At 60.0% G+C, this 21,145-nt stretch carries 22 protein-coding genes and 1 pseudogene; 19 read left to right on the top strand and 4 right to left on the bottom strand.

Features of this window, described 5'->3' with window-relative positions; all coding sequences use genetic code 11:
- The first annotated feature begins 52 nt into the window (after nucleotides 1-52).
- The 5 genes from ACT54B_RS03425 to ACT54B_RS03405 all read left to right on the top strand — a co-directional run bounded on the left by ACT54B_RS03425 (nucleotide 53) and on the right by ACT54B_RS03405 (nucleotide 1,677).
- Nucleotides 53-292, top strand: a complete 240-nt coding sequence (locus tag ACT54B_RS03425) for a hypothetical protein (RefSeq protein WP_476042852.1) — start codon at nucleotides 53-55, stop codon at nucleotides 290-292.
- Nucleotides 293-428: 136 nt separating this feature from the next.
- The gene (locus ACT54B_RS03420; protein ID WP_476043497.1) at nucleotides 429-593 is read left to right on the top strand and encodes a DNA -binding domain-containing protein; all 165 of its coding nucleotides are present in this window, start codon (nucleotides 429-431) and stop codon (nucleotides 591-593) included.
- Nucleotides 547-759, top strand: a complete 213-nt coding sequence (locus tag ACT54B_RS03415; protein ID WP_476043496.1) for a DNA -binding domain-containing protein — start codon at nucleotides 547-549, stop codon at nucleotides 757-759. Before ACT54B_RS03420 ends, ACT54B_RS03415 begins: the two co-directional genes overlap by 47 nt.
- Nucleotides 760-893: 134 nt before the next feature.
- Nucleotides 894-1,097 (top strand): transcriptional regulator domain-containing protein, encoded by a 204-nt coding sequence (locus tag ACT54B_RS03410; RefSeq protein ID WP_476042851.1) that lies wholly within the window; start codon nucleotides 894-896, stop codon nucleotides 1,095-1,097.
- Nucleotides 1,098-1,197: 100 nt separating this feature from the next.
- Complete coding sequence (locus tag ACT54B_RS03405; protein ID WP_476042850.1) at nucleotides 1,198-1,677, top strand: DUF2285 domain-containing protein; 480 nt, start codon at nucleotides 1,198-1,200, stop codon at nucleotides 1,675-1,677.
- A gap of 13 nt (nucleotides 1,678-1,690) precedes the next feature.
- Here ACT54B_RS03405 and ACT54B_RS03400 read toward each other — a convergent pair whose 3' ends face one another.
- Nucleotides 1,691-1,978 carry a DNA -binding domain-containing protein gene (locus ACT54B_RS03400; RefSeq protein ID WP_476042849.1) on the bottom strand — a complete coding sequence of 96 codons (288 nt, stop codon included), beginning with the start codon at nucleotides 1,976-1,978 and terminating at the stop codon, nucleotides 1,691-1,693.
- 459 nt (nucleotides 1,979-2,437) lie between these two features.
- On the opposite strand from ACT54B_RS03400, the gene ACT54B_RS03395 reads away from it, so the two are divergent.
- The 10 genes and pseudogenes from ACT54B_RS03395 (at nucleotide 2,438) to ACT54B_RS03350 (ending at nucleotide 11,854) form a co-directional block, all read left to right on the top strand.
- Entirely contained in the window at nucleotides 2,438-2,710 is a 273-nt protein-coding gene (locus ACT54B_RS03395) for a helix-turn-helix transcriptional regulator (RefSeq protein WP_476042848.1), read from the top strand.
- A pseudogene (locus ACT54B_RS03390) lies at nucleotides 2,711-3,853 on the top strand (replication initiator protein A).
- Nucleotides 3,850-4,368, top strand: a complete 519-nt coding sequence (locus ACT54B_RS03385) for a DUF2840 domain-containing protein (protein ID WP_476042847.1) — start codon at nucleotides 3,850-3,852, stop codon at nucleotides 4,366-4,368. Before ACT54B_RS03390 ends, ACT54B_RS03385 begins: the two are co-directional and overlap by 4 nt.
- Nucleotides 4,365-4,931 (top strand): S26 family signal peptidase, encoded by a 567-nt coding sequence (locus ACT54B_RS03380; protein WP_476042846.1) that lies wholly within the window; start codon nucleotides 4,365-4,367, stop codon nucleotides 4,929-4,931. The genes ACT54B_RS03385 and ACT54B_RS03380 overlap by 4 nt, the downstream gene beginning before the upstream one ends.
- A gap of 2 nt (nucleotides 4,932-4,933) precedes the next feature.
- On the top strand, nucleotides 4,934-5,266 hold the full coding sequence (locus tag ACT54B_RS03375; RefSeq protein WP_476042845.1) for a DUF736 domain-containing protein: 333 nt from the start codon (nucleotides 4,934-4,936) through the stop codon (nucleotides 5,264-5,266).
- Between the two features lie 3 nt (nucleotides 5,267-5,269).
- Entirely contained in the window at nucleotides 5,270-6,178 is a 909-nt protein-coding gene (locus ACT54B_RS03370; protein WP_476042844.1) for a lytic transglycosylase domain-containing protein, read from the top strand.
- Nucleotides 6,179-7,049: 871 nt separating this feature from the next.
- Nucleotides 7,050-8,555: a DUF3363 domain-containing protein gene (locus ACT54B_RS03365; protein WP_476043495.1), complete on the top strand. Its 1,506-nt coding sequence runs from the start codon at nucleotides 7,050-7,052 to the stop codon at nucleotides 8,553-8,555.
- A 503-nt stretch (nucleotides 8,556-9,058) separates the two neighbouring features.
- The gene (locus ACT54B_RS03360) at nucleotides 9,059-10,057 is read left to right on the top strand and encodes an AraC-like ligand-binding domain-containing protein (protein ID WP_476042843.1); all 999 of its coding nucleotides are present in this window, start codon (nucleotides 9,059-9,061) and stop codon (nucleotides 10,055-10,057) included.
- A 183-nt stretch (nucleotides 10,058-10,240) separates the two neighbouring features.
- Nucleotides 10,241-10,948, top strand: a complete 708-nt coding sequence (locus ACT54B_RS03355) for a helix-turn-helix domain-containing protein (protein WP_476042842.1) — start codon at nucleotides 10,241-10,243, stop codon at nucleotides 10,946-10,948.
- Between the two features lie 501 nt (nucleotides 10,949-11,449).
- On the top strand, nucleotides 11,450-11,854 hold the full coding sequence (locus tag ACT54B_RS03350) for a Ros/MucR family transcriptional regulator (protein WP_476042841.1): 405 nt from the start codon (nucleotides 11,450-11,452) through the stop codon (nucleotides 11,852-11,854).
- Between the two features lie 142 nt (nucleotides 11,855-11,996).
- Here the strand turns inward: ACT54B_RS03350 and ACT54B_RS03345 are convergent, their stop codons facing one another.
- Complete coding sequence (locus tag ACT54B_RS03345) at nucleotides 11,997-12,722, bottom strand: M48 family metalloprotease (protein ID WP_476042840.1); 726 nt, start codon at nucleotides 12,720-12,722, stop codon at nucleotides 11,997-11,999.
- A 286-nt stretch (nucleotides 12,723-13,008) separates the two neighbouring features.
- On the opposite strand from ACT54B_RS03345, the gene ACT54B_RS03340 reads away from it, so the two are divergent.
- The 3 genes from ACT54B_RS03340 (at nucleotide 13,009) to ACT54B_RS03330 (ending at nucleotide 17,456) form a co-directional block, all read left to right on the top strand.
- On the top strand, nucleotides 13,009-13,797 hold the full coding sequence (locus ACT54B_RS03340) for a hypothetical protein (RefSeq protein WP_476042839.1): 789 nt from the start codon (nucleotides 13,009-13,011) through the stop codon (nucleotides 13,795-13,797).
- 314 nt (nucleotides 13,798-14,111) lie between these two features.
- Nucleotides 14,112-16,316, top strand: a complete 2,205-nt coding sequence (locus ACT54B_RS03335; RefSeq protein WP_476042838.1) for an autotransporter outer membrane beta-barrel domain-containing protein — start codon at nucleotides 14,112-14,114, stop codon at nucleotides 16,314-16,316.
- Nucleotides 16,317-16,625: 309 nt separating this feature from the next.
- Nucleotides 16,626-17,456, top strand: a complete 831-nt coding sequence (locus ACT54B_RS03330; RefSeq protein WP_476042837.1) for a sulfotransferase family protein — start codon at nucleotides 16,626-16,628, stop codon at nucleotides 17,454-17,456.
- Between the two features lie 78 nt (nucleotides 17,457-17,534).
- Here ACT54B_RS03330 and cysN read toward each other — a convergent pair whose 3' ends face one another.
- Together cysN and cysD are read right to left on the bottom strand one after the other, a co-directional pair.
- Nucleotides 17,535-19,412, bottom strand: a complete 1,878-nt coding sequence (gene cysN / locus ACT54B_RS03325) for a sulfate adenylyltransferase subunit CysN (RefSeq protein WP_476042836.1) — start codon at nucleotides 19,410-19,412, stop codon at nucleotides 17,535-17,537.
- A complete protein-coding gene (cysD, locus tag ACT54B_RS03320) occupies nucleotides 19,412-20,317 on the bottom strand; it encodes a sulfate adenylyltransferase subunit CysD (protein WP_476043493.1) in 906 nt (301 codons plus the stop codon). Before cysD ends, cysN begins: the two co-directional genes overlap by 1 nt.
- A 579-nt stretch (nucleotides 20,318-20,896) precedes the next feature.
- Here cysD and ACT54B_RS03315 point away from each other — a divergent pair.
- Nucleotides 20,897-21,112 (top strand): hypothetical protein, encoded by a 216-nt coding sequence (locus ACT54B_RS03315; protein WP_476042835.1) that lies wholly within the window; start codon nucleotides 20,897-20,899, stop codon nucleotides 21,110-21,112.
- The last annotated feature ends 33 nt before the right edge of the window (nucleotides 21,113-21,145 follow it).

The following is a 21,145-nucleotide window of genomic DNA, read 5'->3' as shown; positions in this document are numbered from 1 at the left end:
ATACGGAACGTGCCATGCGGGGTCAGTCGGTCCCGCTTCTTTAGCGACCGCTATGCTGAAGCTCCTGCGGCTGACCTGTTTCCGCCTGTCCCGTGTCGAGAACTCCCGAAATCCCGCTTGCCGCGGCGCTATGCTGATTTCTCCGGTATTCTTCATTGTTCCTCTGAACGATCGCTATCAGGCGATCGAGGCAACTCGCCGTACTTCGATTGGTACCGGTCGCCGGGTGCACGCCAGTTTTTCAGGAAATCCAGAGGATCTATGCTACCCATCATTCGGCGAGCGAGTTTGACCCGCTCTTCCAGGAATTGTCGCTGCTCTTCAGCCGCCTCCACCAATCGATCCTCGACATCATTGAAAAAGCGTTCAACGAGCATTGCCTTGCCCCAGACCAGCCTATCTCGACTTTCTGTGGAACAGTCCTGCCGATGGATGACCTCTACGATCCACGCGCTCACGCCGCCCGGAGGCTTTGGCGCTCTCTCAAAGGCCCACCGCCCGGTCCTGATTTTCGCGCGCTGCCGGACCTGCTTCGGCAATGGCAGAATCTATCCCTGCGCGCACTCGACGCCCGTCTTCGCAGCGAGAGCTAACCGCGCGATCGCTGAAGTTCTGCTCGGCTTCCGTGGCACCAAAGAGGATTTTGAGGTCGACCCGCGCAAGAACAAGGCCCGTCGCCTTGTCGCCCATGGCATAAAGATGATGCGCGGTGACTATCGGCTGTTGCTGCATTATCCGATCAAAGCGTTGGACAAGTAAACCTAGATAAGTGGCGCAGCGATCTGATTACACGCTCCAGTTATCTGAATAGAGCGGCTACAAAGATATTGTCGGCTCTGTGACCATCTCCGTCCGGGCTTGGTCCTGCATCGCCCGGATTGGGGAGGTGAGCCATGCTGAGTATCGACTGGCGCTCTCCGGCGGCCTATGCGCACACAAAAACCATCACCGCCGCCGGTTTTGCTTGGGAGTATCTTCGTCGCAACGACGAATACCGGGAGGATTTCCTGTCTGCCAGGGCAGAAGGGAACGCTGGCGTTGATCGCCTCGAACACTTAATTCGGCGCTGGGGGTTGCGATTTCCCATGCGATCCTGACGCACCGCCCGATCTTGAGCCTCCGGTCTGGTCGCCGCGCTTACGGCCGCAAGCGGTCATGTTGTCGTCCGCCGAGTTTAGGGACGGCAAGACAGAACCGATGATCGTGCTCGCGCATCTCGACGGCCTTCAACTGCGTCAGGCCGAAGATGGCTGGCACGGCATCTGGCAGGCCGATGGCGTCGTGCATCAATTCTGGCTGCGCGTCGCCGTACCGGACGCCGCCGCCTCCTATGCCGCATTCCTGCCGATGGATTCCTATCTGGAGCTTCGCGCCCACGCCGTGCGGCGTCTCTGGCGCGCGCTGGCCGGACGCCCGCCAGGCGCGGACTTCCGGGCGCTGCCCGCCCAACTTCGACAATGGCATATCCTATCGCTACGCGCGCTCGACGCCCGGCTAGGTGGCGAGAGCTATCGCGCCATCGCCGAAGTCCTGCTCAGCTTTCATGGCAGCAAGGAAGATTGGGAGGTGGATCCGAGCAAGAACAAGGTTCGTCGCCTCGTTGCGCACGGCGTCAAAATGATGCGTGGCGGCTATCGCTTGCTGCTGCACTATCCCATCAAATCGGATACGCGCTGACAGCATCAGTCCGTCAGGGCTTATTGGCCGCCGCCTCTTCCAATATACGCCGATAGCCTTCGCGCGACAGCCATTGCGCGCGTTCGAGATGGCTTTGCCAGCAGCGCCGGGTGCGCAGTTCATCGGCGACCGGATCACGATGCAGCACGATTTGCGCGACTTCCCGCCAGTCCGCGTTCTCCGCTTTGGCGTCCAACAGCCGCATGTACGTCACAAAATGCCGCTCGTCATAGGGCGTGATCACATCGCCGTTCGGCGCTTCGTCATCCACATCGGGATCGAGTTCGGGAGGTGTTTTCATCGTCGTTCCCTCTACCTTTGGAGAGGGGTAGTCTGCGGTACGCCCCCGCAAACATCCTCTCTGACTCCTGGTGATCGGGGAGTTAGTAACCGCGTTGGACGGCCCCATGGCCTTTAGTTCGAAGAACCTGTTGCATACACCACAGGCTCCCCGACCATAGGATCAAGGAGTGTGGTGCCGTCACGGCCGGCACCAACCGCCAACAGGGGTTACTACGCCCCCGGAACAGCGCGTCACTGCTCCTAGCCCACCTTTATCTGAAGCAGGCGGAAAAGTCTCTCCCTATTCGGTGCAACAGGCGGTGAGCCGCTGAAAACTCTTGTCTTTTCGGTCTCATAGGGGTGCCGCCAGTGCATAGGCGCAAATGCGGCACGCTACCGACCGCCGATCCCTCGCCATGGTTCGCCACAGCCCGCTCGCCTTGTGGCAGCGGCATCAACCACGAACCACAGGTGATCCATGGCCATCCGCCCCAATGCGGATTTGCCGCCGCGCTTGTTGCGCACACAGGAAGCCGCGCGCTTCCTCGGCATTTCCATCCGAACCCTTGAGAAGCACCGCACCTATGGCACCGGCCCGACCTATCGCAAGGTCGGCGGCCGCGTCCTCTACGCCGTGCGCGATCTCGAAGCCTGGACCGAGATCGGTTCGCGCAAATCCACCCGTGACACCAATGCCGGTAGGGTCTTTCCGGCCCGCCCGCTGACGCCGCAAGAGCGGGGTGAGTGCTGAATGCTGCGCGACAACGATCATTACCGCGCTGACGCTCACGGCCGCGATTCCAGCGAGCGCAGCCGCCTCGAACCCTTCGTGGTCGTGACCGGCGATGCCGCGCCCCGCGACCAGCGCGACCTGATGGAACGGCCGTTCTTCTCGCTTGCCAAGGCCAAACGCACTGAGCCGATCCTCTACGAATCCGCGGACGTCCGCGTCGAGGTGTTTGCCGGGGCCGATTGCGGTATGGCGACAATCTGGGATGCCGACGTACTGATCTGGGCTGCCTCGCAGATCGTTACCGCCGAGAACAATGGGCTGCGAACCTCGCGCTTCTTCCGTTTCACGCCCTATCAGCTCCTTATGGCGATCGACCGCGCCACCGGCGCGCGCGAATATCGCCTGCTGAAGAGCGCTCTGATCCGCCTGCAATCGACGTCCATCCGCACGACGATCCGGCAGGGCGAGCATTGGCGGCGACATCAATTCTCCTGGATCAACGAGTAGGAGGAGCTGATGACCCGTGACGGCCGTGTCGAGGGTATGGAATTGGTCCTGCCCGATTGGTTCTATCGCGGCGTCACCGACCGATCGCTGGTGCTCGCGATCGACCCAGCCTATTTCCGCCTGACCGGCGGCATCGAACGCTGGCTCTACCGCGTCGCCCGCAAACACGCCGGCCATCAGCAACACGGCTGGCGCTTTGAGGTTGCGCACCTTCACCAGAAATCCGGCTCGATGGCGCGGATTTCGGATTTCGCGCTCGACCTTCGCCGCATCGCCGCCAAGCAATCGCTGCTCGGATACCGCCTCGAAATTTACCGCGAGGGCCGCCGCGAACTACTGCACATCCGGCCCGTCGGCGAATCCACAGTGCCTGTTGAAAAGGGTGTGGAAACACTCGTGACTTCGGGCGCAAAGGGTATCGGGACTTCGGGCGCAGCACTATCGGGATTTCGGGCGCACAAGCCGCAGTTAAGCCTTTGGCCCGGCGAGCTGAATCCGACCGCTAACTTAGAGTCTAACCCAGAATGTAACTTTTCTTCCGAGGCGCACGCGTACGCGATGCGTGGTGCCAGTGCCGCCCGTTCCGTTGCCGACGTGCTGCGCGACCTGTTCACGCCCGACCCATCTGACAGCAACGGAGGGCGGCGCTTATGAGTGGCAAGGAATCGCGCCACGCACATGGCCGTCAGCAGCCGGACGGGCCTGCGCCTTTCACCACGCTGGTCGAACTGACCTTCGAGAAACGCCGGATCGAGCATTGGATCAGGTTCGGCCACAAGAGCTACGAACAGATTATCGACCGGCGCCGCAGCATCGTCGGCTTTGCGCCCGACAGCCTGTTCGCCTTCGTCCGCTGGGCGGCCGGCCAGCATGGCACCGTCGTCTCGCGCATCGACGTCGTGCGGGCTATCCGGCGCGGCGAGCCGTTCCAGACGCTGTCCTTCGTCCGGCCTGGCGGCGATATCCTGCTCAGGCTCGACGGCTGGCCAAAGGTCCAGCGCGTCCTTGCCGCGATCGACGCGGTGGAAGCGCTGAGCGTCGATCCGGCCGACGCATCGCCTGATCACTGGCGGCACGTCCATAACCGGCTCAGTTCCGGGCTGGAGCCGAACGCCTACACGCCCGAGCGTCATGCCGCTTGGATCGGTCGCCGGAGGATCGAGCCATGAGCCGCCGCATCCTTGGCGTTGCGCTGCTCGCTGTCGTTGCTGTCGCCGCGCCCTTAGCCGTCGACATGCCGACGGAGCTCCTCTGGAACGCCACCGCCAGCGCACCGCTCGGATTATACGTGATGCAGCCGGCCGACCGGCTGACCGCGCCCGAACTGGTCGCCGTCATGCCGCCCGAACCGCTCGCCGCCTTCATGGTTGGCCGCGGCTATATCGTCGACGGTGTGCCGCTCCTGAAGCGCGTCGCCGGTCTGCCCGGCCAACGCGTGTGTCGCACCGGCCGCGCCGTCACGGTCGACGGTGTGGCGATAGGCGATGCGCTCGATCGGGACCGCATCGGTCGCGATCTGCCCGTCTGGCAGGGATGCCGCGTCATCGCAACGGGCGAACTCTTCCTCATGAACAGCGGGATCCGCGACAGCCTGGACGGCCGCTACTTCGGTCCCATCCCCGCGCGCTTCGTCATCGGTCGGGCGGTTCCGCTCTGGACCGATGAGGAAGGCGTCGGCCGCTTCGGTTGGCGCGCGCCGACGTCCGATTTCCGCCAACGAGAAGGAGACTGACTATGGACAACCTGATCTTTGAACGCACCGCTGACGGCTATGCCGGCCGAATCCGCCTGTTCGGCATCAACGAGGCGATCGTGCTTATCGCGGTTGATCCGGGCGACGCCGAGAATGCGCCCGCTTTCCGGATTCACATCGACGATGAGGACGGCCCCGAGATCGGCGCGGCGTGGAAGCGTGTCGGCGAGCGCGCCGGCGACTACATCGCGCTGGAGATCGACAGCCCGCTTTTCCCCGCGTTGTTTCGTCCGGCGCTGTTCCAAGCCGATGACGAAGCACGCACCCTCCGGCTCGCGTGGAAGCGGCAAAAGCCGCGCGAGGATCGGAGCTAGGCGATGTTCGTTCCGATTATTCTTTTGTTCGCGAAAAGGCCGTCTCATTCCTTCGTCCCGCTCGACCGCAGGACGGCCGGCGCTGCGCGCGCACCCTTGACCGCAGCGAGTGCGCTTGCAGGCTGGCGTCGCGGGGGAGACATGTTCGCCCGGCGTTCTGCTGTTCTCGTGTCTCTGGCGATACTGGCGATCACGTCGGGACCGGGCGTGACGATAGCGCAATCGGCTGTCGTCACGCGGCTCGTCGACGATTCTCATGGCGTGCATATCGTTGAGGCGTCGCAGCGCTTCGGCATCCCCGAGCACTGGATTCGCGCCGTCCTGCGCGCCGAAAGCGCGGGCGACTTGCGCGCGGTCTCGACATCCGGCGCGCTTGGTCTGATGCAGGTCATGCCCGAAACATGGGCAGGCCTGCGCGTGCGCTACCGGCTTGGCCGCGATCCCTACGATCCGCGCGACAACATCCTCGCAGGCACCGCCTATCTGCGCGAGATGTGGGACCGTTACGGCAATGTCGCGGCGATGCTCGCCGCCTACAATGCCGGCCCCGGCCGCTATGACGATTATCACACGACCGGCCGGCCGCTGCCCGCAGAGACTCGCGCCTATGTCGCGGCTCTCCTGCCGCTGCTCGGCGGGGCCGCGCCCACCGATGCGCCGGAGAAGCGCGTCGAACCGCCGCTCGATTGGCGCGAGGCTCCGCTGTTCATTCCGCGCGCGGGCGACATCCGCAATGCCGCCGAAACGTCATCCGGCCCGCGGCCGAGCGTATCGGACGGGCAAACCGACGCACAGTCCGGCGAACAATCGAGCGACGGTCGCGCTGCCATTGCGGTGCGCGATCCTGTCGATGCGGAGCGGCAGGGCGGCACGATGTTCCTCGCCCGCGCGAACCGCGGGGGATTGCGATGAGCATTGCGTACCCGCGTTCTCGCGAGTTTGTTCCGGTGTGCAGTCGGGTCGGCGGTCGCCTGGCTGCATATCTGGATCGAAGGGCAGAACGGGAAGAAAGGGCGGAGGGCAAGATAAAGGAAACCGGCACTGCGTTGGCGCGGTTTCGGGGCAAGCCTTTGTCTGCACACTGTTTTGGGGCGGCGCGGACAGCACCTTTGTTTTGGAGGCCGCGTGCCGCGACTTCGCGCAAAGCCTTGGCTTTGCTTGGTTTTGAGCGGCACCATGGCCCGAATTCGGCGGTTTTCCGCGGCTTTTCCTCGGAGGCGCTGGCTTGAGCGACGACGATGAATTCCGCTTCCGTCCGAGGCCGAGCCGTGTGCGCGTCGATGCGCCCAAGCTCGGCAAGGCCAAGAGCTTCCTGACGCAGGCGAAGAAGATTGCCCGCCAGCATAGCAACATCCCATTGCGCTCATCGGCAGCATCGTCGCAGCGTTCCCGATCGCAAGGCACGCCCAAGGGCACGAAGGCGTCGCGGAAGAACGGCGGCCCGGGCCTGAAACGGGGACGCGGCGCGGCCTTTGTGCGCGCCCGCACCCTGTCGGGCGGCTGGCGTCACGGCGCGCCCGGCGCGCGTCGCGTCGTCGTCAAAACCCGCTATGTCCAGAGCGCGGGCAAGAACGGCAAATCCGCCGCGCATCTGCGCTACATCCAGCGCGACGGAACCTCGCGAGAGGGCGAGCGCGGTCAGCTCTATTCGGGGAACGAAGATCGCGCCCACGGCGCCGCCTTTGTTGAGCGTGGTGCCGACGATCGCCACCAGTTCCGCTTCATCGTCTCGCCCGAAGACGCCGCGGACCTCTCCGACCTTACCGCCTATACGCGCGACCTCATGGTCCAGGTCGAAACCGATCTCGGAACCCGGCTCGATTGGGTCGCGGTCAATCACCACAATACCGGCCATCCCCATGTCCATGTCATCGTGCGCGGCGTGGACGAGCTGGGCGGGAACCTCGTCATCAACGGCGACTATCTCGCCAACGGCATCCGCGAGCGGGCGAGCGGTCTCGTGACGCTTGAGCTTGGTCCCGTCACCGAGATCGAACAGGGCCGCAAGCTCACCGCCGAGATCGGCCAGGACCGCTTCACCCGTATCGACCGCGCCATGACCGAGGAAGCCGAAGATCGCTTCCTCGACCTGCGCAACGAGCCCGCCGATCCGAAACGACAGTTCGACAGGACCTGGCGCCTGCGCCGTCTCTCCAAGCTGGAGAACATGGGTCTCGCCACCGAACACGCGCCGGGCGTCTGGGAATTGAGCGAGCGGATGGAACCGGCGCTGCGCGGGCTGGGCGAGCGCGGCGACATCATCCGCAACATGCACAAGGTGCTAAAGGCCGATGGGCTGGACCGAGATCCGATGACCTTCCAGCTTCACGACGCCCCGCCCGAAGTCCCGATGGTCGGCCGCGTCGTCGACAAATATCTGACCGACGAGCTGGGCGAGAGCCTGACCGTCGTGGTCGACGGGATCGACGGGCGCACCCATCATCTGCCCGGCATCGACCCGGCTCGCATCGAGGACGCGCGTATCGGCAGCGTCGTCGAGATCGGCCCGGCCGAGACCGCGAGCCGGCCATCCGATCGCACCATTGCGACAATCGCCGAGGGCGGCGTCTATCGGCCAAGCCGTCATCTCGAACAGGCGAAATTCGAGGGCCGCGTGCCCGGCGGAGACTATGACGGCTATGTCGACGCCCATGTGCGCCGGCTGGAGGCGCTGCGCCGCGCCGGCGTCGCCGAGCGGATCGACGCCGACCAGTGGCGCATCCCCGACGACTTCGAGACCCGTGCCGCGGCCTATGACGCCGGCCACAATAAGCAGGCCAATGCGCGCGTCCTCTCGACGTTCGATCTGGAAAAGCAGATCGGCGCGGAAGGCGCGACCTGGCTCGACCGGCGGCTCATGTCATCGGAAACCTCCGATCTTTCATCGTCCGGGTTCGGCCAGCAGGTGCGTGAGGCGATCGACCGCCGCCGCCAGCATCATATCGACCGCGGTGACGCGACGCCCGGCCCGAACGGCAGCACGCTCTATCGGCGCAATCTCCTCGCCACGCTGCGTGCGCGGGAAATAGAACGCACCGGCGGTGAGATGGCCGCTAGGAAGAATCTGCCGTTTCGCGCCGTGACCGATGGCGAGACTGTCAGCGGCAAGTTCACTGGCACCGTTCAACTATCGAGTGGTAAGTTCGCGGTGGTGGAGCAGAGCCACGATTTCACTCTTGTCCCGTGGCGGCCAGTCATCGACCGGCAGCTCGGCCGCGAGGTCAACGGCGTCGTGCAAGGCGGATCGGTGTCCTGGCAGTTGGGCCGGCAGCGGGGTTTGGGTCTCTAGCTGCATTCTACAAAAAACCTGGATTCTCAAAATGAATGCTCCGAGGGACCGGTGCGCTTCACATCGCCTTGTACAAAACGCCTGATGTCGCATGCAAGCAACGGTGTATCCGCCAGAGGACCACTTGAATCGATTGGATCGATGCTTCCGCCAGAAGATGGCGATCCTAGTCGTCCTCGAATTAAGCATTCTAGGAATGATTTTTCGCAGAATATGAAAGGGACGACCTTCCACTGTTTGGTAATGATGCAGAAGGCACAATACCTCCATCATCGGGAGCGCCGGCACCATACGTTCCGGTCCGCTGAAGGAGGTCTTTTTGAGATTCCTCGACTTTGGCCAGCCAGCCCTTCGTTACCTGAGATGTTGAGAAAGGGTGACGATCCGCGCCATTCCAGCGAATTCGATTCGAAGGCACCTGCTCCTTCAGAACTGAAGGGGGCTTCAATCATGTTGAGCGCCAGGACTAAGATGTTATGCTCTAACTAAAATTGGCGAGTTCAATGCTAGAATTTGCACATTTGACAACGGGTCTCGTGAGTTCGCAAACGAAATTGTTGCTCGCAAGCAATGATATCGATGAAACCTTGGACATATGCCAACGCACTCTAAGGCCACATCTACTGACAGTCAGTGGGCAATACGAAGAATTCAACGCAAACCTCTATAGCATAAATTGCGGAGATCACGTTTCGATCAATCGACTTCGTTATGGTGCGCCTGTCGACATCACCTCGGTCGTTCCGCAGGATAACGAATTTTGCATTTGCATACCGCGAAGCGGCACAGCCAGATTCCACTCTGGATCGAACGCGATGGATCTCTCTCCTGGAAAAGGCGCGATAATCGGGCCTTATGAGAGCTTCCGGTTTGAACTGGACAGCGCGTTTGATCAGGTCATCGTGAAAATCGACCGTGTTTTTGTTGAGAGCGCTCTCGCGAACATAGTGGGTATTGAAGCGGCAAAACAGGTTCGTTTCGACGTCGCATTGCGCACCGTTCCTCAATTGTGGGCCAACCTGGTCGAAGCTGCGACAAATCTGGCTGCGCTGGACAACACATCAACACGGCTACTGTTTCCGCAGTTGCAGGACATGTTCGCGACCTCGCTTCTTTTGAGTCAGCCGAACTCCTGGAGCGAAAGGATACACAATTTCTGTAGTGCTGCCCCTCATCTTCAGGTTCGTCGCGCCATGGAATACATGTGTGATCACATCGCAGAGCCAGTGCGGCTGAGCGATGTCGCGAAAAATTGCGGAGTGAGCCTGCGGAGCCTGCAGGCAGGCTTTCAACGTGATCTCGGAATCTCTCCCTGCCGGTGGCTCCGGGCGCAGCGCCTGGAGAGGGTTCATGACGCGCTCCGCATAGCTACGCCGGATTGTACAACGGTTACTGAAATTGCGCTGCGATGGGGCTTCTGCCACCTTGGGGAGTTTGCAGCCCAATATAATGCCCGGTACGGGGAAAGACCCTCTGAAACTTTGGCCAAGATGCCGCGCTGACGATCTCCTTCGCGGAAAAATGCACAAATCCGATAAAGCCGAGCGCAATTCCGCTAGCGCCTAACCCCTCAATTTTTGGATTTACGACAGCAGAAGACGTTGCTCGTCGGGGTTCCTTAAATAGTGGGGGGAATAGATATGCTATTTGTTCTCGTTCCCCCTCACAAGTATAGGGATGGGACCTTGGATCAGCTACGCTCGCAGCTGGAGGCAGCCGGACTCGAAGTTCATATGCCGTTGACCGATGGTCGCCTGATCAGCGACGAAAAGAATGTCCCGCTTTCAAGCGTCATTCAATCTGTTTTCGCCTTCATAAAGGACTATGTGCTGCTCGATCGCAATGCTAGCAGTGGCGTAAGTTCGCAGATCGCCATCGGGATGCCGGATTGTTCTCCCAGCCGGCTTGTCAAGGCATTTGAGGGTGTTCTCTCGGCATATCTCGCAAGTGACTACTCGATCACCGATGTCCAGCCGCAGGAGACCGCAAGTGTTGAAAGACCTCTAGACGGGCGCCGCTTGGCGCGCGTGATAGAGTTTGTCCGTGCAAACCTTGACGGTGAACTTACCGTCAGCCAGATGGCAAAGGTCGCCAATATGAGCACGGCTCATTTTGCGCGCCGCTTCCGACTCGCTACGGGTTATCCACCACATGAAATGGTCAGCCGCGAACGCTTGGCGGTAGCAAAATTGCGCCTGCTCAGCGAAGAGAGCCCCATTAGCGAGATTGCCTTCGCTGTAGGGTTCTCATCGCAAGCGAACTTCGCCAGGGCCTTCCGAAAGTCGGAGGGTGTTACTCCTTCCCAGTTTCGCAACCAGACGGGTCACCGGCAGCAACCTCATCGTGCGCCAAATGGCGCGGCTGCGGGGCAATCCCCAGTGTCCTTTCTGTAGATCCGAGCGACGGCACAATGCGGAGACTGTCGAGCCACTTCAGGACTCAGTCGCTCCGGATGGACGCCTCAGATCTGAAAGAGTCCGGTGGCCATCGTCTTCATCTGCAGCCATTATGGCGGCCCCGTTGGTGTTGACTTCGCCCTGCTGTGCACCTTTCCGCAGCGCGTCGCATCAATCGGCGCAGCGAGCTGTTACCGCGCCCGGAGAACGGTAGAATTGCAGCGAGAAGACTGACCACAACGTACAGATCGACTCCCGCGGAGCAAAACTGTTCGAATGAGACATATACCGGGACTGCATCTTCCAACTTGGTCTCTGCGGCCCCCATTTCTCAGTCTAGGAATGCGCTTTCGCAGTCCCTGAAAAGCGACGTTTTTGCCGCCCCGGTATCCTCACCCGATCGATCTTTGTAACAGTCCACCGTTTGGGCCGCTTAACAAGGTTTTAAGTGACATCGTGATCGGGCTCACGTCTCGGTCATCCAACTCTTTGGAGCGAATGATGGCTGAGGCCAGAGAACACCTAATCGGTCTGGTTGCCGATATCGTTTCGGCTTATGTTTTGAACAACCACGTGCCCACAACCGATCTTCCAAACCTGATCGCAACCACATATGCAGCCATTGCTGGCCTGGGTGGCGGCCGTACGCGTCTAGCTGAGGAAAAGCTGATGCCTGCGGTGTCGGTGACCGAGTCGATTTCCACCGATTTTTTGATCTGCCTTGAGGATGGAAAGAGATTTAAATCGCTGAAGCGGCACTTGCGGACCTCTTATAACATGACCCCGGACGAATATCGTACGCGTTGGGGGCTTCCGCCTGACTATCCCATGGTTTCTCCTGCCTATGCTGAAGTTCGATCCGTATTGGCCAAGAAAACTCGGCTAGGTCTGAAGCATCGGTAACCTTGGTGCGCTGCCACACAACCAAGGTGGGAATGATTGCGGCGTCGGCCTCACTCGGATTGGCGAGCAGCCCCTGCCTGCCGCAGAATTGATGCGCCAACCCCTGCTTCTAAAGCCGTGCGACTGTCTTCCGACGCAGCCTTCAGGAAGGCGTCATGTCGCGAACGGCGTTCAAAAATGCTTTGCGGTCGCGATTGCCGGTACCGGGCGGACCAAATTGTCGCGCTTCGTTGATCGCGTAGTTGATGCGAACAAGCGTGGAGGGGTGCATCGCCGGGGTGTCTGGCTTGGCTGACTTGCATTTCTGACTGGCACACAGCGCTCGCTGTGTGGCCGAGCGATCAAGGGATTGCAGCATGCGCACAGCGCCATAGGGGTCGTAACCTGCTTGGCCGATGACCTTGACGCTTATTGCATCGGCCTCGAGTTCCTGTTGGCGTGTGACGCTTGCCAACCGTTGCGCCTGTCCGGCCTTTTCGAGCTCAATGCGCAGCAAGGAATGCCTAGCAATCACGTGGGCGATCTCGTGAGCCATAACTGCGGCCACCTCCGAGCCATCGTTAGCCAGCGCAAGAAGGCCAACTGTGATGTAGAGATCGCCAGACGGGACGGCAAAGGCATTCGCTTTCGAGGACCTCAAAACGGTGACGTGATTGATCTCTGTTTGCCCACCTGACGAGGCAGAGAGCTTGGTGAGCATCTCATCGAGATATCGCTGAAGTGGCGCATTTCGATATAGGTCCTCAAAGAAAGGCGTTGGGCTTTTGCGCTCGACAAATCTGTCATCGTCGCGCACGGAGCAAGCGCTAAACATAAGTATATTTGCAATAATTATGCATTTTTTTGTTTCAAAAATCCTGATTATCATCGGATTGTTGCTTTCTTAGCTCTGTTTTGTTTCCAAATAGAGCCGACTGTGTTTCAATTATAATTGATGCCGTCCCAGCCGCCTTAGGGCGGCGTCTCGAGTGTGTGTCGACTATTGCTCCATCTGGGGCGCAATCCAATTCAGCGCCCCCGCATTTCGCAGTCCGGGAATGCTCTTCCGCAGTCCCCGAAAAGCGTAAACGCCCCCAACTCGGTAAAAATGCGCAAGCAATGCGTGAATCTACCGTAGCCACCGGCGTGCGGTCTTGACGGGGATGTGAGAGAATATGAAAGACATTATCGAAAGCAATACTACAGAATACTTGCCATCCTCCACCACAAACCCGATTTTCGGACTTAAGACAAATGACTGCCGCAAGGCTCGTTCGCTTCCCGTACGTCGGGCGCTCTTACTCGGCACCGTGGCTCTGACTGTGACCTTTGCTGCCGCGCTCGTGGCGCCTGTGGCGTATGCTGCTGACTTCACGGGCGGCGATGGGGCCGGTAAAGCGGGTACCGCAAACGGCGGCGGCGGCGGGGGCGGAGCCGGCGCGGGCGGTGGGGGCGGAGCCAGTCCTCAGCCTTTTGCCGGAGGTAACGGTGGTTCCTACGGCGTCATCGTCGGCGGCAATGGCGGGGCGACGAGCAGTCAGGCGGGTGCCAACGGGACCGCGACTGGATCATCCATCACCACTAGTGCTGGCAATAAAATTCAAGGTGGTCGGGGTGGCCTCGCGAGTTACAGCGGTGGCGGTGGTGCCGGCGCGGGCATCGGTGGCGGTGGCGGTGGCGGCGGCAAATATTCAGGGCGGAGCACTTCCGGCGTTGGTGGCGGCCTGAGCGGTGGCTTTACCATCTACAACGCGGGCACGATTCAGGGTGGCAGTGGTGTTTCCGTAAACGCCACCTTCAATGGCGGTGGTGGCGGTGCCGGTGTCGGCGGCGGCGGGGGCGGCGGCTTGGGCAACAGAATCGAAAGCCTTGGGGGGGCTGGCGGCGATATCAATGGCGATGTCAACATCATCAACAAGGGCACCATCGTTGGTGGGAATGGGGGTGGGGGGGCTCGAATCTAAGTCAAGGCGCAGGCGCAGGTGGTGCGGCGATTGGTCGTGGCGGCGCGGGCGGCGGCGCAAGTGGCAGCTCTGGTGGCCAAGCATATACACGAGGTGGTGCGGGCGGCACTATCAATGGTAATGTCACGGTCGTAAATTACGGGACAATCCAAGGAGGCAAAGCTGGCGCTGCCGGTGCCCACTATCATGGGGAGCGTTATACGAACAATACAGGTGGCGACGGCATTGGCGGCGTTGGCGGCACGCTGACGATCACGAACAATGCAGGAGCGACCATCCAGGGCGGACAAGGCGCGGTCAATAAGAAGGGCGGCGTGTCAACGGTTGGCGGTTCGGGTTTTTCGGGCAGCAATGTGACCGTAGTCAACGCCGGCACGATCAGCGGCGGCATGGATGGCAGCAACACCAAGCGGGCCAATGCCGGCACCTTTACCGGCGGCACGAACAGCTTCGAATTGCAGGCGGGATATGAGGTCAATGGCAATGTCGGCAATGCCAACGCGTCAACGGTGGCGACCAACACGTTTATCCTCGGTGGCGACGAAGACGCGGAGTTTGACGCCTCGAAGATCGGGCAGACCGCTCAGTTTCGGGATTTCTCCGAGTACGACAAGAACGGAGCTAGCACCTGGAGACTGACCGGCACGACGACGGCGCTGACGCCCTGGAGCATCAACGAGGGCACGCTGAGTATCTCGGACGATGGCAGTCTCGGCGATGTGAGCGGCGGATTGACGCTGAACGGTGGAACGCTGCAAACCACGGCGAACATCACCACCAGCCGCAACATCAACGTCACGGCAAACAGCGGTATCGACACCGCTGCCGGCACGACCCTCCAGCTGGATGGATCGATCACCGGGTCCGGATCGTTGACGAAAGGTGGGGCCGGCAGCCTGGTACTGAATGGCGACTCCAGCAGCTTCACGGGTACGACCACTGTCGCTAACGGCACGTTTGTTCTCAATGGCAAGCTGGGTGGCACGATCACCGTGGCCGCTTCCGGTAAATTGGAGGGCACCGGCAGCTTTGGCGACGTTATGGTCGATGACACCATTTCGCCCAGCGACCCGGTGACCGGGGGTGCTTTCGGTACGCTCGATGTCAACACCATCACCTTCAATGCCGGCTCTATCTACGAGGTCGACGTGAATGCAGAAGGGCAGAGCGACAAGATCAATGCATCGGGTACAGCCACGATCAACGGCGGCTCCGTCAAAGTGACGGCGGGCTCGGGCAATTATGCCAAGGGGACGACCTACACCATCTTTACGGCAGCGGGCGGAGTGAGTGGCACGTTCACGGGCGTGACCACGAACCTCGCTTTCCTCGATCCCTTGCTCAGCTATGACGCCAATAACGTCTATCTGACGGTCGCCCGCAACGACATTAGCTTTGCCAGTGTCGGCATCACCCGCAACCAGGTGGCCGTCGGCGGCGGTGTTGAGGGCCTCGGCCTGGGCAACGCGGTCTACGATGCTGTGCTGAACCTCTCGGCTCCGCAGGCGCAGAATGCCTTCGACCAGCTCTCCGGCGAGATCCATGCGTCTGCCCGCAGCACGATGATCGAGGACAGCCGCTTCCTGCGCAACATTGTCAACGACCGCATTCGCGCGGCGTTTGATGGGGGCGGCGCAACGCCGATGCCGGTCATGAGCTATGCGGAAGGAGGGCCGCAAAACGTGCCCGCCACCGATCGCCTCGCGGTCTGGAGTCAGGGCTTCGGCTCCTGGGGGCAGACCAATGGCGACGGCAATGCCGCGCGTCTCGACCGCTCGACCGGCGGCTTCCTGATCGGTGCAGATGCACCGGTCTTCGATACCTGGCGCTTCGGCGCGCTTGTCGGCTACAGCCGCACCAGCCTCGATGCGAAGGATCGCCATTCGTCGGGAACCAGCGACAACTACTCCATCGGCCTCTACGGCGGCACGAGCTGGGGTGACCTCGCCTTCCGGACCGGCGCGGCCTACACCTTGCATGACATCTCGACGTCGCGGAATGTGTCGTTCCCGGGCTTCAGTGACAGGCTGAAGGGCGACTACAATGCCGGCACGGCGCAGGTCTTCGGCGAGGTTGGCTACGGCATCCGCGCGGGCAACGTCGCGTTCGAACCCTTCGCCAACCTCGCTTATGTGAACCTCCATACCGACGCCTTCTCCGAAACCGGCGGAGCTGCGGCTCTGACCAGCCAGGGGACGACGACGGATGCGACATTCACGACGCTGGGCCTGCGCGCCTCAACCACCTTCGACGTCAACGGCGCGACCCTGACGGCCAAGGGGATGCTCGGCTGGCGGCATGCCTATGGCAACGCGACGCCGCTCTCGAAGGTGCGTTTTGGCGGTGGCGACGTCTTCTCGGTCAGCGGAGTTCCGATTGCCCGTGACGCAGCAGTGGTCGAAGCCGGTCTGGACTACGCGCTGACGCAGAATGCCACCCTCGGCATCAGCTATGGCGGCCAGTTCGGCTCAGGCGTCTCCGACCAGTCCGTCAGAGCCAACTTCAACGTCAAGTTCTGAGGGCGGCACTACCCCACTGCCGCACTCAGTCATCGGGGGGAGGCGCGATCCTCTCCCCGATGACCATTTTCGCCGATCGGGCCAAGGCGGGCCCGCAATGACAACGGGTCGAGGCTGTTCCGCAAAGACCATGCCGTGATGGAAATGGCGGGCGGACCGTAGCAAGAGCCTAACGGCTCTGGTGTTGAGAACGATCAGCCAATTCAAGTGCTTTCGTCGGATACCGTCATGCGTACCAGGAAAAGGTTAGGACCGGTCGGCATTGGCGCACAACCACTGTTTTTCCTCTATTGAATCTAGGAGATGTTCTTGACTGGAGAAGCCCTAAATCGTCGCTTTCATTTTATCTCTGGTCTTCCAAGGTCCGGTTCGACGTTGCTGTCAGGCATTCTGCGGCAAAACCCGCGCTTTCACGCTAGCATGAGCGGACCAGTGGGGGGTGTCGTCGATACACTGACGAACGAGCTTAGCGACCGCAACGAAAGCGCGGTTTTCATTACCAACGACCAGCGGCAGCGAATCTTGATGGGCATCTTTGACGGCTACTATGGGCCGGAATTCGACGCCGAAGTGATCTTCGACACCAATCGCGTTTGGTGCAGCAAGTTGAATCAGCTTAAGCAGCTCTTTCCGCATGGGAAAGTCATCGCTTGCGTTCGAGAAGTGTCATGGATTGTCGACAGCATCGAGCGGCTTGTTTCCCGGAATCCGTTTCAGCCTTCAGGCATATTCAACTACAACGCCGGAGGCACTGTTTACTCGCGAGCCGAGGGCGTTTCCAAAGGCGATGGCATGGTCGGCTTTGCCTACAATGCGCTGAAACAGGCGTTCTATGGTGCTGATCCAGCCAACCTGATGTTGCTACGCTATGAAACGCTGACCAGCGAGCCCAAGCGTGCAATCGCTGCCGTCTACGACTTCATAGGCGAGCCTGTATTTGCCCATGACTTCAACAATATCCGTTATGACGCTGACGAATTTGATCGACGGTTGGGGACGCCCGGCTTGCACACAGTGCGCCCGAAAGTCGAGCCAACAAAGCGTGCGAGCATTCTGCCGCCGGATCTGTTCGCTCGGTACCAAAACGATGTGTTCTGGGACAACCAGGCTCTCAACCCGCATCATGTGCAAGTGGTATAAGGCGTCTTCTTGCAAAATATGAAGAAAACACTGTGGATTTTGCCCTTGTCGGCAAGATCCATGGAGGATCGCATGTCTCTATCGCTTATTGAGAAGTGTGCAGAGCAACTTAGCTAGCTCGTCGGGCGTCGTATCGAGAGTTTCGAGATGGACTTCGGGATTTTCCGGCACCTCATAGGGTGAACTGATCCCCGTGAAATTGGCTATTTTGCCCCCCATCGCTTTCTTGTAGAGGCCCTTTGTGTCTCGCCGCATGCATTCTGTGATCGGCGTGTCAACAAACACTTCGATGAACTCGCCTTCGACCATGAGTTCGCGGGCAAAGCGCCGCTCGGATCGGAAGGGGGATATGAAGGATACGAGAACGATCAGACCTGCATCGGTCATCAATCGTGCGACTTCGGCCACTCGGCGGATGTTCTCGACGCGATCCTGAGCCGTGAAACCGAGATCCTTGTTCAGGCCATGGCGAATATTATCCCCGTCGAGCAGGCACGTATGGCGCCCGCTGGCATGCAAAAGTTTTTCCAGACGATTGGCGATTGTGGATTTGCCGGAGCCGGACAGGCCAGTGAACCAGACGACGGCAGGCTTCTGGTGCTTGAGGGCCGCTCGCGCTTCACGATCGACATCGATCGCCTGCAAATGTACGTTCTCAGCCCGACGTAACCCGAAATCAATCATGCCGGCTCCAACCGTGCGGTTGCTCATCCGATCAATCAAAATGAAGTTCCCGGTCACGCGATTGGCGGCATAGCTATCGAAGGCAAGCGAGGAGCGGGATGCAAAGTTGCAGACAGCGATGCCATTCATGCTGATTGCCTTGGCGGCAAGGCGGGCCAAGGTGTAAACGTCCACTTCATATTTGATAGCGGTCACGGTTGCTTCTGTGCAGTCCGCTTCGGTGCGAAGGATATATGTGCGGCCGGGGATCATGGGGACCGCGTCGAACCATATGACATGGGCCCGGAATTGATCGGCGACAGTCGGGCGGTCGTCGGACGCTACGAGCATGTTACCGCGGGAGAGCTCAAGCTGATCCTCAAGCACGAGCGTTACTGCCTGCCCTTCGACAGCGTGATCCAGCGATCCGTCCCAGCTAACAATCTTCTTAATCCTTGTCGTTTGGCCCGATTTTGCAACAGTCACATGATCGCCTACAGCGACGGTTCCTGACGCAATCTGGCCCGAGAATCCTCGGAAATCGAGATCCGGGCGGGTCACGTATTGCACAGGAAACCGAAAGGGCTTCTCACTATCGACATGTTCGATCTGAACGGACTCGAGATGTTCGAGTAGGTGGGGCCCGCGATACCAAAGTGTATTCTTCGAATGCGCCGTGACATTGTCGCCTTGGCGGGCGGACACCGGGATCGCCAAGAGCGTTGCGAGTCCAAGATTGTCTGCAAAGGCCCGAAAGTTCGCGACGATGCCGTCGAACACTGTCTGGTCGTAGCCGACGAGATCGATCTTGTTCACGGCGAGCACAATGTGTCGAATGCCAAGCAACGAAGCAATGAAAGCATGGCGCCGCGTCTGGCGCACAACGCCCTGGCGAGCATCGACCAGCACGATTGCGAGATCGGCAGTCGAGGCCCCGGTCGCCATATTGCGGGTGTATTCCTCGTGGCCAGGCGTATCGGCGACAATGAATTTTCGACGGGACGTCTCGAAAAAGCGATAAGCGACATCGATCGTGATGCCCTGCTCGCGCTCAGCTTCCAGCCCGTCGACCAGAAGCGAGAAATCGAGCTCGCCGCCTGTCGTGTCACGCTTGCGGCTATCTCGTTCCAGCGCGGCGAGCTGGTCCTCGAAAATCAGCTTCGTGTCGTAGAGCAAGCGGCCGATCAAGGTCGACTTGCCATCATCCACGGAACCGCAGGTGAGTAAACGGAGCAAGGACTTGTGTTCCTGCTCACGCAGATAGTCGGTGAGCCCCGCGGCGGCGGCCCCCATCAGAAGTATCCCTCGCGCTTCTTCTTCTCCATTGAGCCGGCCTCATCCCTATCGATCATACGGCCCTGGCGTTCAGTGGTGCGCGCGGTCAGCACTTCGCGCACCACGTCCTCCAAAGTGGAGGCATCGGAGTCGATTGCACCTGTAAGAGGGTAGCAACCGAGTGTCCGGAAACGAACAACGCGTTCCTTGACCTTGTCGCCCTGCAGGATGGGCATGCGTTCGTCGTCCACCAGGATCAGCATGCCGTCTCTGTCGATAACCGGCCGGCGTGCCGCGAAATAGAGCGGCACGATAGGAATGTTCTCCTTGAGGATGTACTGCCAGATGTCGAGCTCAGTCCAATTGGAGAGTGGGAAAACCCGGATCGATTCTCCCGGAGCCACACGCGTATTATAAGTTTTCCAGATCTCAGGGCGTTGGTTCTTAGGGTCCCAGCCATGAGTGGCATTGCGGAAAGAGAAGATGCGCTCCTTGGCTCGCGATATTTCCTCGTCGCGTCTGGCGCCGCCGAAGGCAGCATCGAAACCGAATTTGTCGAGCGCTTGACGCAACGCGACCGTTTTCATCACATGGGTGTGGATGCTGGACCCATGTGTGAAGGGCGAAATCTGTTGCTCGATGCCCTCCGCGTTGGTGTGAACGAGCAGATCGAAACCGTACTCAGCCGCCATGCGGTCACGAAAGGCGATCATCTCCTTGAATTTCCAGTTCGTGTCGACATGCAAGAACGGAAAAGGTGGCTTGGCTGGATAGAAAGCCTTCACCGCCAGACGCAGCATGACCGACGAATCCTTGCCGATCGAATAGAGCATGACAGGTTTGGAAAAACTTGCGGCGACTTCACGGAATATATGGACCGCTTCTGCTTCCAACCGCTCGAGATGTGTAAGAGACGTCAACACCGATTCCCTTTTTGGCATCAAACAACTCGCCTTTTACATCGCGCCTATCCGGGCAAGTTCCTTGCCGTCGTATTATGTGCTTTCGAGCCGCCGTCCGATACTTCAATCGAAACTGGCGTTGCTTACGCACCTGTCGTTCGGAGACAATTCAGCAGCTGAATAGGTTCGATATTTATCTGATAAAAGCTAGGTCTCGATCGACAATATTGACCTCGATTTTTTCAGCGCGATCTATTTCGTGGGAGAGTCTCGCCTCAATCATTCACAGCATCCGGCTTGGAAATCCCACAACACAAGCTGACTTCTGATGGATACAATGGCTCAAGCCAATCCCATCCCGGGAAATGCGCAGCTTGGGAATGTTATTCCGCAGCAGATGAAAAGCACAGACTGCCCCCAACCAGTAAAATCAGAGCCAGATACATGATTGCTACCTTGGGGGATTGGAATGCTCTCTTCGAACTTGATCAGATGCAGCCGACGGGCCCGCCGCTATTCTCGATCCCCATTCCGCATTGAGGTCGGTTGCGGCGGCGACGGGCTCGTGCTGTGGAGTGCGGCTGCTGGAGGAGATCTGTGATGTCCGATTTCCTGCGCTCACAGAACCGAGCTTCCGATGTTAACGACGATCGGAGCGAAGATCGCGCGCCCGTCGTCATCACGATGATTCCGGCTGCTCTCTCCGGCTTCATAGCTGGCGCGCTGTTGAGTGGCGAATTCTTCAACGCAGGCGTTCTCCTCTGCGTCATCGTTCTGTCAGCTGGAGTCGGCTGGTGGGCGCGAGGTGTTCTATGAAGTCGCCTCGCACGTTTTCAGGCTCGGTCAATG

The organism is Gellertiella sp. DMC107, assembly GCF_056313605.1.
Note: the sequence above shows the minus strand (reverse complement) of the source record. Positions and strands in the feature narration are given on the sequence as shown.